The 12,634-nt window shown below is 57.6% G+C and carries 11 protein-coding genes and 2 tRNA genes; 7 read left to right on the top strand and 6 right to left on the bottom strand.

The window, feature by feature from the left end; all coding sequences use genetic code 11:
• The first annotated feature begins 126 nt into the window (after window positions 1-126).
• Genes GNG27_RS10485 through GNG27_RS10500 form a run of 4 tightly spaced genes read left to right on the top strand, consistent with a single transcriptional unit; the run spans window position 127 to window position 4,843 of the window.
• Entirely contained in the window at window positions 127-2,526 is a 2,400-nt protein-coding gene (locus GNG27_RS10485; protein ID WP_156263629.1) for a DMSO/selenate family reductase complex A subunit, read from the top strand.
• Window positions 2,510-3,142, top strand: coding sequence for a DMSO/selenate family reductase complex B subunit (locus tag GNG27_RS10490; RefSeq protein WP_142489217.1), 633 nt, complete (start codon window positions 2,510-2,512; stop codon window positions 3,140-3,142). The genes GNG27_RS10485 and GNG27_RS10490 overlap by 17 nt, the downstream gene beginning before the upstream one ends.
• The gene (locus GNG27_RS10495) at window positions 3,135-3,968 is read left to right on the top strand and encodes a DmsC/YnfH family molybdoenzyme membrane anchor subunit (RefSeq protein ID WP_156263630.1); all 834 of its coding nucleotides are present in this window, start codon (window positions 3,135-3,137) and stop codon (window positions 3,966-3,968) included. Before GNG27_RS10490 ends, GNG27_RS10495 begins: the two co-directional genes overlap by 8 nt.
• Window positions 3,968-4,843, top strand: a complete 876-nt coding sequence (locus GNG27_RS10500; protein ID WP_156263631.1) for a 4Fe-4S binding protein — start codon at window positions 3,968-3,970, stop codon at window positions 4,841-4,843. Before GNG27_RS10495 ends, GNG27_RS10500 begins: the two co-directional genes overlap by 1 nt.
• Before the next feature lie 65 nt (window positions 4,844-4,908).
• On the opposite strand, the gene GNG27_RS10505 is transcribed toward GNG27_RS10500, so the two are convergent.
• The 3 genes from GNG27_RS10505 to mdtK all read right to left on the bottom strand — a co-directional run bounded on the left by GNG27_RS10505 (window position 4,909) and on the right by mdtK (window position 6,598).
• Window positions 4,909-4,985: transfer RNA gene (locus GNG27_RS10505), tRNA-Val, on the bottom strand.
• Between the two features lie 11 nt (window positions 4,986-4,996).
• Window positions 4,997-5,073 (bottom strand) — tRNA-Val (locus GNG27_RS10510).
• Window positions 5,074-5,224: 151 nt separating this feature from the next.
• Window positions 5,225-6,598, bottom strand: coding sequence for an MdtK family multidrug efflux MATE transporter (gene mdtK, locus GNG27_RS10515; protein ID WP_142489220.1), 1,374 nt, complete (start codon window positions 6,596-6,598; stop codon window positions 5,225-5,227).
• A gap of 223 nt (window positions 6,599-6,821) precedes the next feature.
• Here mdtK and GNG27_RS10520 point away from each other — a divergent pair, with 223 nt between their 5' ends.
• On the top strand, window positions 6,822-7,466 hold the full coding sequence (locus tag GNG27_RS10520; protein ID WP_142489221.1) for a riboflavin synthase subunit alpha: 645 nt from the start codon (window positions 6,822-6,824) through the stop codon (window positions 7,464-7,466).
• Between the two features lie 34 nt (window positions 7,467-7,500).
• Here the strand turns inward: GNG27_RS10520 and cfa are convergent, their stop codons facing one another.
• Together cfa and punC are read right to left on the bottom strand one after the other, a co-directional pair.
• On the bottom strand, window positions 7,501-8,649 hold the full coding sequence (gene cfa / locus GNG27_RS10525) for a cyclopropane fatty acyl phospholipid synthase (protein ID WP_142489222.1): 1,149 nt from the start codon (window positions 8,647-8,649) through the stop codon (window positions 7,501-7,503).
• 280 nt (window positions 8,650-8,929) lie between these two features.
• Window positions 8,930-10,126 carry a purine nucleoside transporter PunC gene (punC, locus tag GNG27_RS10530; RefSeq protein ID WP_156263632.1) on the bottom strand — a complete coding sequence of 399 codons (1,197 nt, stop codon included), beginning with the start codon at window positions 10,124-10,126 and terminating at the stop codon, window positions 8,930-8,932.
• 115 nt (window positions 10,127-10,241) lie between these two features.
• Here punC and punR point away from each other — a divergent pair, with 115 nt between their 5' ends.
• Window positions 10,242-11,174 carry a DNA-binding transcriptional activator PunR gene (gene punR, locus GNG27_RS10535; RefSeq protein ID WP_156263633.1) on the top strand — a complete coding sequence of 311 codons (933 nt, stop codon included), beginning with the start codon at window positions 10,242-10,244 and terminating at the stop codon, window positions 11,172-11,174.
• Here the strand turns inward: punR and purR are convergent.
• Entirely contained in the window at window positions 11,171-12,196 is a 1,026-nt protein-coding gene (gene purR, locus GNG27_RS10540) for an HTH-type transcriptional repressor PurR (protein ID WP_142489225.1), read from the bottom strand. The genes punR and purR overlap by 4 nt on opposite strands.
• Window positions 12,197-12,491: 295 nt before the next feature.
• Between purR and GNG27_RS10545 the strand changes: the two genes are divergently transcribed.
• The gene (locus GNG27_RS10545) at window positions 12,492-12,581 is read left to right on the top strand and encodes a YnhF family membrane protein (protein ID WP_106993692.1); all 90 of its coding nucleotides are present in this window, start codon (window positions 12,492-12,494) and stop codon (window positions 12,579-12,581) included.
• The last annotated feature ends 53 nt before the right edge of the window (window positions 12,582-12,634 follow it).

Here is a 12,634-nt window from a genome sequence, read left to right on the forward strand (position 1 = left end):
ATTGTTTTACTTGGATAAATCAAAAATAACGCGCCTGGCACAGGGCACATTTTCTCAATTGATTCATATCAATTACCTCCCTGGGGTTATAGGGAAGAATGCACCTCTTTTTTGAGAGGGTACAACATGTCAGAACGCAAAGAAAAAAGGGAGGCGCTTTTTCCCGAAATCACGCGCAGAGGCCTGCTCAAGGCGGGCTCAGCCCTGGTGACGCTGCCCTTTGTCATGTCCGGTAAAGCAATGGCCGCGAAAACCGCTGCCGGTACGGCGCAGGCGTCCGCGGAGAACGCAGAACGCGTCGTCCAGACCTGCAGCACCTTCGACTGTGGCGGTAAATGCGATATTCGCGCCCACGTCGCGGACGGCGTGGTGACACAGATCACCACTCGCCCGGATAGCGCGCTCGATCCGCAGATGCCGGTGATGCGCGCCTGCGTGCGCGGCCGGAGCTATCGCAAGTTTGTCTATCACCCGGATCGTCTGAAATATCCGATGAAGCGCGTCGGTAAACGGGGGGAGGGGAAGTTTGAACGCATCTCCTGGGAAGAAGCCACCACGCTTATCGCCGACAACCTGCAACGCATCACCGCCAAATATGGCCCGGCGTGCCGCTTTGTGCACAACAATACCGCCACCAGCGGGGGCACCTTCTCCGGCGATAAAATGATGCGTCGTCTGCTCAATCTCACCGGGGGCTATCTGGAGTATTACCACTCGGTGAGCATGGGCAACACTGCCGCCGCGACGCCCTATACCTACGGCACGGCCGCCAGCGGTAACTCGCTGGATACCCTGGCCGACACGAAGCTGGTGATCCTCTGGGGACACAACCCGACCGAAACCATCTTCGGCCACACCAACCACTATTTTCAGCAGATGAAACAGAACGGCACTCGCTTTATCGTCGTCGATCCGCGTTATTCCGATACCGTGGCGTCGCTGGCCGATGAGTGGATCTCGCTGCTGCCCGCCACCGACAACGCCCTGATGGACGCGATGATGTACGTTATCGTCAGCGAAAATCTGCACGATAAAGCCTTTATCGAACGCTATACCCAGGGCTTCGACGAGGCCTCCATGCCGGAAGGCGTGCCCGCCAACGAGTCGCTGGTGGCGTACCTGATGGGGGATAAAGACGGTCAGGTCAAAACCCCGGAGTGGGCGGAAAAGATCACCCGTGTTCCGGCACAAACGATTCGCCAGCTGGCGCGGGATTACGCTAACACCAAACCGGCGGCGTTGATTCAGGGCTGGGGGCCTCAACGACACAACTGTGGCGAGCGTACCGCCCGCGGTTCGACGCTGCTGGCGACTCTTACCGGCAATGTCGGCATCAAAGGCGGCTGGGCGGCGGGATACGGCGGCTGCGGCAATCGTAAATTCGCGGCAGGCCCGGAGATGCCAGACAACCCGGTCAAAGAGAGCATCTCGATCATGAACTGGGTGCAGGCCGCCGATGATGCCAGCAAAGTTACGGCGGAAGCGGGGCTCAAAGGGGCGGATAAACTCAACAGCAATATCCGTATCCTCTTCTCGCTGGCGGGCAACTATCTGGCGAACCAGAACCCGGATCTGCATCAGGCGGTGAAGGTGCTGGAGGATGAGTCGAAAATTGAGTTTATCGTCGCCAGCGACCTCTACATGACCCCGAGCGCCCGCTATGCGGATCTGCTGTTGCCGGAAACCAGCTTTATGGAGCGCTGGAACATCGGGGAAACCTGGGGGACGGCAAGCTACCTGATCCTGTCGGAAAAGCTGATCGAGCCGGAGTTTGAACGCCGCTCTGACTATGACTGGCAGCGTGAAGTGGCCGCTAAGCTGGGGATTGAGCCGCAGTTCAGCGAAGGCCGCACCGAGCAGGAGTGGATTGAACATATCTGGGAGCAGACCCGCCTCTCCATGCCGGATGAGCAGTTGCCGACGTTCGCCGAGCTGCGGGAAAAACGTCAGCACCTCTTCAAAAGCAAGCCGTATGTGGCCTTTGAAGACAACATCCGCGATCCGCAGAATCACCCCTTCCCGACGCCGTCCGGGAAAATTGAGATCTTCTCGAAGCGTCTGTACGACATGAACAACCCGGAAATCCCGGCGCTGTCGCATTACGTTCCGGCACACGAAGGCCCGGAAGATGCGCTCGCGAAGCAGTTCCCGCTCCAGCTGATCACCTGGAAAGGAAAGAACCGCGCCAACTCCACGCAGTATGCCAACCCCTGGCTGCAGGAAGTGCAGGTCCAGAAACTGTGGATCAACCCGATGGATGCCCAGCAGCGGGGGATCCGCCAGGGGGACAGCGTGCGCATTCACAACCAGCGCGGTGTCTGCCAGGTGCCGGCGGAGGTGACCCAGCGCATTATGCCTGGGGTGGTCGCCATGCAGGCCGGGGCCTGGTGGCAGCCGGACGCCGACGGCGTCGATCACGGCGGGTGTGCCAACGTTCTGAGCTCCGCACGTATTACTCCGCTTGCGAAAGGCAATTCTCATCAAACCATGCTTGTGGAGGTCGCAAAGTATGAGCCAGCAGTATAAGGAATACCCACCGGTCAGCGATAAGCAGCTTGGCTTTTTCATTGACTCATCACGTTGCTCCGGGTGCAAAGCCTGCCAGGTGGCCTGTAAAGACAAGCATAACCTCGAAGTGGGGCGTCGTTTCCGTCGCGTCTATGAGGTGAAGGGCGGCGGCTTTATCCCGACCGGACAGGGGGGCTATGCCAATAACGTCTATGCCTTCACCCTGTCGATCTCCTGCAACCACTGCGCGGATCCGATTTGCACCAAAAACTGCCCGACCACGGCGATGCATAAGCGCCCGGGGGATGGCATTGTCCGCGTCGATACCAACAAATGCGTCGGCTGCGGCTACTGCGCCTGGTCGTGCCCTTACGGCGCGCCGCAGATGAATGAGGAGGCCGGGCAGATGTCAAAATGCGATTTCTGCGTGGATTTGCAGGCCAAAGGCGAACAGCCGATCTGCGTCGCCACCTGCCCGTTGGGGGCGATCCAGTTCGGGCCGATCGAGGAGTTGCGCGCGAAGTATGGCAATCTCTGCGACGTGCAGGGCCTGCCGGCGTCGTCCATTACTCAGCCCAATCTGGTGATTAAACCGCATCAGGGTGCAGAAAAAGAGGAACAGCCGCATGCATGAGTTACCGCTTCTGATCTTTACCCTGCTGGTACAAGGCTCGGTTGGCATGACCCTCTTCCTGACGCTATCTGCCCGGGCGGGATCGCGCGTGCCGGAGGTCAAACCCCAGCTGCTGCCGGGCATGCTGATAGCCTGTATTGCCGGCGGCCTAGGGCTGATGGTTTCCACCCTGCACCTCGGCTATCCGCTCAACGCGTTTAATGCCCTGCGCCACGTCGCCAGCTCATGGCTGAGCCGTGAGATCGTCTTTGCCAGCCTCTATCTGGCTGCACTTGGGCTTTGCACGCTGGTGATGCTGGTCAGAAAGCAGCTGATCCCGCTGTTACTGCCCTTGGCCGCCGTGCTGGGGCTTATTGACGTCTGGTGCATGAGTGCGATCTATGCTCATACCTCCGTCATTACCTGGAGCCATTTCAACACCTGGCTGATGTTTTACGGTGCCGTTGGCGTGCTGGGCGCGGTGGCGCTGGCATGGCTGCCGATGCTCAAAGCACGCTCCGTGGCCCGGGAGCGACAGTCAGTGATGCGCTTCGCGGCGGCGATGGTGGTGGCGATTGTCGCCATACGTCTGCTGGCACAGCCGGACTATATGGCTCATCTGGCAAGTGCCAGCCTGAGCGGCGTTATCACCCTGCCGCACCAGCCGATGGAGATCTTCACCCGGCTAAGCGGTCTGCGGCTGCTGAGCTGGACTTTATCCGCGGTCGGGGCGCTGCTGTTTGCGGTAAGCGCATGGCGTCAGGGCAAGTTCGGGTTGATGGTCGGTAGCCTGCTGCTGGTGCTGTCTGAAGTGTTGTTCCGCTTTATGTTCTTCTGCATTAACTGATGGCGCGCTTTCGCCTGACGCAGATCCCCGCGCCGCCCGGCGTGGGGGAGTCCTGCTTGCGCAAACAGCTTCCCCGCCACGACTGTCAGGCGTGTATGGTGGCGTGCCCGGTGCAGGCCATTACCGCCCCTGCCACCACGCCGGTGATTAACGAGGCTGAATGCCTGCAATGCGGCCGCTGCCTGTTCGTCTGTCCGGCGGATGCGCTGCAAAACATTCGGCCTGAAACCCGCCACTTTACGGCATCGACGCTGGTTGCGCCTTTTTCCACGCTGGAGCCGTCCGTAGAGGAATTGCTGATGTGGCATCAGCAGCACGGGATCCGGGCGGTGGAAATGGAGATGGATGCGTTTCCCGGCTGGGTGCGCGCCGTCGCAGCCCTGAATATCCGGCTTCGGGAACTGAATGCCCCGGTCTGGCAGATCGTTGCGCCGCAGCGAAAAGCGATCAACACCGGGAGGCGACACTTTATTAAGGTTCGCGAAGTGGACGTCCAGTCATCCACCGTGAGCGTCGGGGTTCGGGCCCGTCGTCAGACTTTTTCAGCACTCAGCGAATATCAGCTGTCGCTGGATCGAGCGCAATGCACGGTCTGTGGGGCCTGCTCCAGGGTCTGTATGGAGAAGGCGCTGAGCCGGGGCGAGGGGGCGCTGACGTTCTCGTCGTCATCCTGTACCGGCTGCAACAGCTGCGCCGTGGTCTGCCCCGTGGACGCTGTTCGCATCGACAGGCAGGAGGGCGAAAACAGGGTGTTGCACTTTCCGTGGATTCAAAAAACCTGCCGATGCTGTCAGCGGGCGTTTTATACCTTTGATCCGGAAACAGAACGCTGTGCGGTGTGTCAGCGGCATAAGTACGGAATGCGGGAAGCATAAAAAACGCGTAACAACAGGGTGATTTATAATAGAGATAAAAAGGAATAACTGAGGACTTACTGAAATGGTGCGTCCGAGTGGACTCGAACCACCGACCCCCACCATGTCAAGGTGGTGCTCTAACCAACTGAGCTACGGACGCACTGTAGAGAATGGTGCGTTCAATTGGACTCGAACCAACGACCCCCACCATGTCAAGGTGGTGCTCTAACCAACTGAGCTATGAACGCATTGTTGTGTGTGACAACGGGGACGAATATTAGCGGCAGCGCGGGCATCAGGCAAGAGGAAAACTGCAAATTTCTTCACGAATTCACGCGATTGCTGTATTCCCGCGCAAAATGCGGAGAAAGTAGCCGCCCGCGGGCGGCTACTGCGCAATTAGCGTGCAGCGCGTTGCAAAATCACGCTGGATGGCTGGCGCTGCAGGAAGCGCATGCGCAGCATCATCATGATTGCGGCAGAGGTTAAGCCGATAATAAAGCCCATCCAGAAGCCGGCAGGCCCCATCCGATCCACCACCAGGTCGGTGAGGGCCAGAATATAACCGCTCGGCAGCCCCAGAACCCAGTAGGCGATAAAAGTGATAAAGAAAATCGAGCGTGTATCTTTATAGCCACGCAGTACGCCGCTGCCGATCACCTGAATGGAGTCGGAGATCTGATATATCGCCGCCAGCAGCATCAGCTGGGAGGCAAGGATCACCACTTCCGGATTATCGTTATAGAGCAGGGCGATCTGCTCCCGCAGCGTGACGGTGAACAGTGCGGTGCACACCGCCATGCACACCCCGACGCCAATCCCGGTGCGGGCGGCGGTTTGCGCATCCAGGGTTGAGCCCTGGCCGAGGCGATACCCGACGCGAATGGTCACGGAGGCGGCCAGCGACAGCGGCAGTACGAACATCAGGGAGCTGAAGTTAAGGGCGATCTGGTGACCGGCCACGTCGACAATCCCCAGCGGGGAGACCAGCAGCGCCACTACCGCAAACAGCGTCACTTCGAAGAACAGCGCCAGAGCGATAGGCAGACCCAGCTGTACCAGACGTTTCACTACCGCCATGTCCGGCTTGCTGAAACCGGCTTCGTAGCGAATATCGCGCATGGAACGGGCGCGCTTTACATAAGACAGCATGCCGAAGAACATCACCCAGTACACCGCTGCCGTTGCCACGCCGCAGCCGACGCCGCCCAACTCAGGCATGCCGAAATGACCGTAAATAAAGACGTAGTTCACCGGAATATTCACTAACAGCCCGATGAACCCCATCACCATGCCCGGTTTGGTCTTCGCCAGACCTTCGCACTGGTTACGCGCGACCTGGAAGAATAAATAACCCGGCGTCCCCCAGAGCAGGGCGCGTAAATACCCAACGGCTTTATCCGCCAGGGCCGGATCAATATTGCGCATGGCGTGAATAATATAGCCCGCGTTCCACAGGACAATCATGATCAGCACCGAGACAAAACCGGCCAGCCAGAACCCCTGGCGGATCTGATGGGCAATACGCTCCCGGCGCCCGGAGCCGTTCAGCTGGGCAATAGTAGGGGTTAACGCCAGCAGCAGGCCGTGTCCAAATAAAATCGCCGGCAGCCAGATAGAGGTACCGATGGCTACCGCGGCCATGTCGGTGGCGCTGTAGCCACCCGCCATCACGGTATCGACGAATCCCATCGAGGTTTGGGCAATTTGCGCCAGTATTACCGGGATCGCCAGAGCTAATAACTGACGCGCTTCAATCAAGTACTTCTGCACGTGAACACCTTTGATATTGTTGTTATTTGAAAGAGAAAAAGCCGCTGCGAAAAAACAGCAAGAAGAAGATGCGGGGAATTCCAGCTATTGTAGCGGGGATAGGCTAATTATCTAGTGAAAAAATCGCCAGAAAAGGTGGGGTACTGGCAACCTCTATTTTCAACTGTTATTGTGGTGCGATAAAACGGTGTCATCACCGAAGGAACAAACAGGAGTCGTAAGCATGTTTACTGGTATTGTGCAGGGCACCGCGAAACTGGTGTCCATTGATGAAAAACCCAACTTCCGAACCCATGTTGTCGCCCTGCCGGATGAGATGCTCGATGGGCTGGAGACCGGGGCATCTGTTGCGCACAACGGTTGTTGTCTGACGGTCACCGAAATTAACGGTAACCTGATCAGTTTTGATTTAATGAAGGAAACGCTGCGTATCACCAACCTGGGCGACCTGGCCGAGGGTGATATTGTTAACGTGGAACGCGCGGCAAAATTCAGCGACGAAATCGGCGGGCATTTAATGTCGGGCCATATTATGACCACGGCTGAAATTTCTAAAATCCTGACCTCAGAAAATAACCGCCAGATCTGGTTTAAAGTTCAGGATCCGTCGTTAATGAAATACATCCTCTATAAAGGATTTATTGGCGTGGACGGCATCAGCCTGACGGTGGGTGAAGTGACGCCAACCCGTTTCTGCGTTCACCTGATCCCGGAGACGCTGCAGCGCACGACACTCGGCAATAAAAAGCTGGGCCATCGGGTCAATATTGAAATCGATCCGCAAACCCAGGCGGTGGTCGATACCGTAGAGCGCGTGCTGGCAGCCAAAGAGGCAGCAGCCATCCAACAGACGCTTAACGACGCGTGATAATAAAACACCCCGGCATGCCGGGGTGTTTTATTTAGCGCGCCACCCGCAGGCCGTGCTCCACGCCGCGGCTGAACACCACCTGCCACAGATGAATATCGCGGGCGCGAAACGCTCCGGCACAGGCATTCAGGTAATAGCTGAACATCCGTTTAAATCGTTCGGAATAGTTGTCTGCGATCTCCGGCCAGGCGGCGAGAAAACGTTCATGCCATGCCATCAGGGTGGTATCGTAATCAGCGCCGAAATTATGCCAGTCTTCCATTACAAAATGGGGTTCGCTGGCATTCGCAATCTGGCGAACTGAAGGTAAACAGCCATTCGGAAAGATGTATTTATCGATCCACGGATCGACGCGATGGTCGGTTTTTTGTGAACCTATGGTGTGCAGCAGAAACAGACCGTCCGGCTTGAGGTTACGATCCACCACCTCAAAATAGGTGCGGTAGTTCTTCGGCCCGACATGTTCGAACATCCCCACGGAGACGATGCGATCGAACTGGTCGCGCAGATCGCGATAATCCTGCAACAGGATGGTGACATCAAGCCCCTCGCAGCGCGCCTGAGCCATTTTTTGCTGTTCAGCAGAGATGGTCACACCCACCACGCTGACGCCATAGTGATGCGCCATAAAATGCGCCAGCCCGCCCCAGCCACAGCCAATGTCGAGCACCCGCATGCCGGGTTTCAGCTGCAGTTTTTCGCAGATAAGACGTAATTTATCCTGCTGGGCCTGTTCGAGGGTGGTCGCCTCTTTCCAGTAACCGCAGGAGTATTGCATGGTGGGGTCGAGCATGCGGCTGAACAGGTCATTGCCGAGATCGTAATGCTCTTTACCAACGATCCAGGCGCGCTTTTTACTCTGCAGGTTGAACAGGCGGGCGGTGGCTATCCGCAGCGTATCCTTCAGGTGGCTGGGCAGCTGTGTTTCCAGGCCCGCCCGCAGGACGTTATTGAAAAAGATATCCAGCCGCTCACACTCCCACCAGCCGTCCATATAGCTCTCGCCAAGACCCAGCGAGCCCTGCTTCAGGACGCGTTTAAAAAAATCGGGGTGTTTAATTTGTAGATCGGAGGATGCCGGGCCGTTGATGGTGATACCCGCGCGGCTCAGCAATTCATTGACGATCCGGAACCAGTCATCATTCCGGATGCTGACTTCTTCTATACACGATGAACTCATAGCTTCTCCATCACCTGATGTGATCAGAATCCATAAATAGCGTAGACGCTCTTTATGGAGAGTGAGAAATTTCACGGCGTGACCCGTGAGGCTAATATCCGACGTAGAACAGAGGAAGGGAGAGGACCCTTGCCGAAAGGCCATCCATGGTAAAACGGGAGCACTCCGGCTCCCGTTAACACTTAATATTTTTAGTATTTATCAGAACGCTTCAGTCAGTATAGGACTGATAGGGTAGTGATTCAACAGGATATTGTTAGCAGGCTAACTAAGTATCCTGTCAGGCCCGGGACGATTCTGCCTGCAGCCTGTCATCCTGCTGTTCTGCGCGCACGTACTGCATCCGATAGCCAAGCGCCGCCAGCACCACGGTTGCTACCATCACGCTGGTGGTGGTAAGCAGCGGGGTGGCAATCAGCCACGACACCATCAGGCTCGCCAGGAAGCAAAGGCCCAGCTGAAGGGTGTTCTGCAGTGCGGCAGCGCTGCCGGTCGCCTGCGGGAAGGGACGCAGGGCCTGCGCCACCACAATCGGGTAGATCGCGCCGTTTGCCACCGCCATCAGGCAGAAGGGGCTCAGCAGCTCAACCAGGCCCACGCCCGGGATAAACCCAACCGCCCAGGTGGCGATCACGCTGAGGGCAAACAGGCCCAGCAGCCACGGCAGCATCTGGTGACCCTGCCATTTCTGCAGCGCGGCACGGCAGCCATAGCCACCAATCAGGAAGGCGATGGTCTGCGGCACGTAGCTCAGGCCGATCGCCGCCGGGCTGTAACCCATATCGCTGAGAATAAACGGCGACCCGGTCAGCCAGGCGAAGAAGCTCGCGGAGCAGGCGGCGTAAATCAGCACATTGCCGCGGTAGGTGCGCGAACGTAACAGCGATAAAAAGGTGACGCGTTGTTTAGGTTGTTCATTTTTCACTGCCGCTGGCTTCAGGCTGAAAGCCGGGATCATCAGCACCAGGGTGATAACAAACAGCACTGCAAAAATCGCCTGCCAGCTGAAGTGGGCAAGGATCCAGCTGCCGAGCAGCGGGGCCAGCGCCGGAGAGAGTCCGACCAGCGGCATGATGGTGGCAAAAATACGGTTAGTGCGCGAAGCCGGGTAGTAATCGGTTACCAGCGCCTGCCAGGTGACCGCTGCGGCACAAACCCCCACCGCCTGGATAAAGCGCAGCACCAGCAGCCAGGTGGCATCCCGGACCCACAGCATACCGAGGCAGCCGAGGGCGAAAATGGCTAACCCTGCCAGCAGTACCGGCTTACGGCCGAAGCGGTCGGACATCGGTCCCCACAGCAGCTGGGCAAAGGCAAAGCCCGCCAGGAACAGGCTCAGGCTGGCGCTGATGGCCGCCGCCGGGGTTTGCAGATCCTCCTGCATGATCGAGAAGGCAGGCAGGTACATATCGGTGGCGAGGAAGCCCAGCACGCTTAAGCCGCCGAGCCAGACTAAAAATCCTTTCCCGGGTGTCATTGTTCTATTCTCCGTTTGGGCGCAGGTTTGGGTAGCCGCTGAGTGTAGGGAGTGCAAACCCGCTTGTGAAACGCTAATATTTGGCGGTTGCATTCAAAAATTTTGCAGGCAGAAAATGTGGTCAGAATATTCTCTTGAAGTGGTGGATGCCGTCGCGCGTAACGGCAGCTTCAGCGGAGCAGCGCAGGAGTTGCATCGCGTTCCGTCCGCCATCAGCTACACCGTGCGTCAACTGGAAGAGTGGCTGGCGGTGCCGCTGTTTGAGCGGCGTCACCGTGACGTGGAGCTTACCCCTGCCGGGATGTGGTTTCTGAAAGAGGGACGGTCTGTTATCAAAAAAATGCAGATCACCCGCGAACAGTGCCAGCAGATTGCCAACGGCTGGCGCGGACATATCTCCATTGCGGTGGACAATATCGTCCGCCCCGAGCGTACCCGACAGATGATTGTCGATTTTTACCGCCACTTTTCGGACGTCGAGCTGCGGGTGTCCCAGGAGGTCTTTAACGGCGTCTGGGACGCGCTGGCGGACGGCAGGGTGGAAATGGCGATCGGCGCCACCCAGGCGATCCCGGTCGGGGGGCGCTATGCGTTTCGCGATATGGGTACGCTGAGCTGGATCTGCGTGGTCGCCAGCCATCATCCGCTGGCCGCCATGGAAGGGCCGCTCAGCGATGATACCCTGCGCAACTGGCCCTCGCTGGTGCGCGAAGACACCTCCCGCTCGCTGCCGAAACGCATCACCTGGCTGCTGGATAACCAGCGGCGGATCGTCACCCCGGACTGGGAATCGTCAGCCACCTGCCTCTCGGCCGGGCTGTGCGTGGGGATGGTGCCGGTGCACTTTGCCCGTCCGTGGATCGACAGCGGCAAATGGGTGGCGCTGTCGCTGGAAAATCCCTTCCCGGATGCGGCGTGCTGCCTGACCTGGCAACAAAACGATATGTCACCGGCCCTGGCCTGGCTGCTGGATTATCTGGGAGACAGTGAAACGATGAACCGGGAGTGGCTGCGGGAGCCAGAGGTACTGACTCCCGGAGAGGATTAACGGCGGTAGTCGCGGAACGGACCGTCCGCGACGGAGCGGCGCTCGATCAGGCGCGGATGCACTTCAATCGACTGGGACTCTTCGCGTTTGTTAACGATACGGTCCAGCAGCATGTTGAAGGCGGTCTCACCCAGCGAATCTTTCGGCTGGTGAATGGTAGTCAGCGCCGGGGTAAAGAAGCGTGCGTTGCGCACGTTATCATACCCGATCAGCGAAACGTCCTGCGGGACGCGCAGGCCCATCTCATCGGCGGCACAGAGTGCACCCATTGCCATAATATCCCCGCCGCAGAAGATGGCGGTCGGACGCGGGCTCTGGGAAAGGATCTGCTGCATGGCGCGGTAGCCGGACTCCGGCTCAAAGTCGCCCTGCACGATCCAGTTTTCCGGCACCGTGATTAACGCCTCTTCCATCGCTTTCATAAAGCCCGCCAGACGCCCGGCCCCGGTGTTGCGCTCCAGCGCCCCGGGGATCACGCCGATTTCACGGTGGCCGCGTTCAATCAGATAACGACCGGCCATGTAGCCGCCTTCGAAGGCGTTATCGATTACCGAGTCGGTAAAGTCGGCCTTCGCTTCGCCCCAGTCCATCACTACCATTGGAATATTGCGGTACTCTTCCAGCATGGTGAGCAGGGATTCCGGGTATTCGGAACACATCACCAGCAGACCGTCGACGCGCTTCTGCGCCATCATCGACAGATAGGCCCGCTGTTTTTCGAGGCTGTTCCAGGCGTTGCCGAGGATCAGGGTGTAGCCTTTCTGGAAGCAGTTCTTCTCTACTGCTTCAATAATTTCTGCGAAATAGGGCGCTTCGCTGCTGGTCGCCAGCAGGCCGATCGATTTGGTGTGATTCACCTTCAGACTGCGGGCCACGGCGCTGGGAGAGTAGTGCAGCTCTTTAATGGCCGCCCAGACGTTGTTGCGGGTCTCTTCCGCAACAAAGCGGGTTTTGTTAATAACATGTGATACGGTTGTAGTGGAAACGTTTGCGCGTTTCGCCACGTCTTTAATTGTTGCCATCAGATGTCACTCCAGACCATATCTAAGCTCCTGAAAAACCAATAGGTAAACGTTTGCCTTCACTCGCCCTAATTGCGCAATTTGAATTGCGGTACGCCGGGAAAACGACACAGGACGTCAGGAGGGGGTCAATGGCCGGTACGCTAATAAATTTAGCGTGGAATTTTGTCTTATCTTGGCCAAAAGGGGAAGAGCAAAAACCGATATCAATCTAAATCCAGCAAGATTTTTACCCTGAACTGTGTAAAAATGAGCAGGCTCACTCTTAATAGGGTGATTAAAAGGAGAAAAATTGATGAGTACCGATCTTAAGTTTTCGCTGATTACCACCATTATTGTTCTGAGTCTGATTGTTGCCAGCGGTCTGACGGCGGCACTGCACTGATTGATGCGGGAGAGGTCAGCTCTCCCTCGTTCCTTCTGCTGATTGTTACGCGC

This window comes from Leclercia sp. 119287 (genome assembly GCF_009734485.1).
In the GTDB taxonomy this organism is placed as follows: Bacteria; Pseudomonadota; Gammaproteobacteria; order Enterobacterales; family Enterobacteriaceae; genus Enterobacter; species Enterobacter adecarboxylatus_C.

Bases quoted from the DNA above. Each gene is read 5' to 3' on its own strand.
- GNG27_RS10485 (WP_156263629.1), top strand. From the start codon at position 127: ATGTCAGAACGCAAAGAAAAAAGGGAGGCGCTTTTTCCCGAAATCACG.
- GNG27_RS10490 (WP_142489217.1), top strand. From the start codon at position 2,510: ATGAGCCAGCAGTATAAGGAATACCCACCGGTCAGCGATAAGCAGCTT.
- GNG27_RS10495 (WP_156263630.1), top strand. From the start codon at position 3,135: ATGCATGAGTTACCGCTTCTGATCTTTACCCTGCTGGTACAAGGCTCG.
- GNG27_RS10500 (WP_156263631.1), top strand. From the start codon at position 3,968: ATGGCGCGCTTTCGCCTGACGCAGATCCCCGCGCCGCCCGGCGTGGGG.
- GNG27_RS10520 (WP_142489221.1), top strand. From the start codon at position 6,822: ATGTTTACTGGTATTGTGCAGGGCACCGCGAAACTGGTGTCCATTGAT.
- cfa (WP_142489222.1), bottom strand. From the start codon at position 8,649: ATGAGTTCATCGTGTATAGAAGAAGTCAGCATCCGGAATGATGACTGG.
- punC (WP_156263632.1), bottom strand. From the start codon at position 10,126: ATGACACCCGGGAAAGGATTTTTAGTCTGGCTCGGCGGCTTAAGCGTG.
- punR (WP_156263633.1), top strand. From the start codon at position 10,242: ATGTGGTCAGAATATTCTCTTGAAGTGGTGGATGCCGTCGCGCGTAAC.
- purR (WP_142489225.1), bottom strand. From the start codon at position 12,196: ATGGCAACAATTAAAGACGTGGCGAAACGCGCAAACGTTTCCACTACA.
- GNG27_RS10545 (WP_106993692.1), top strand. From the start codon at position 12,492: ATGAGTACCGATCTTAAGTTTTCGCTGATTACCACCATTATTGTTCTG.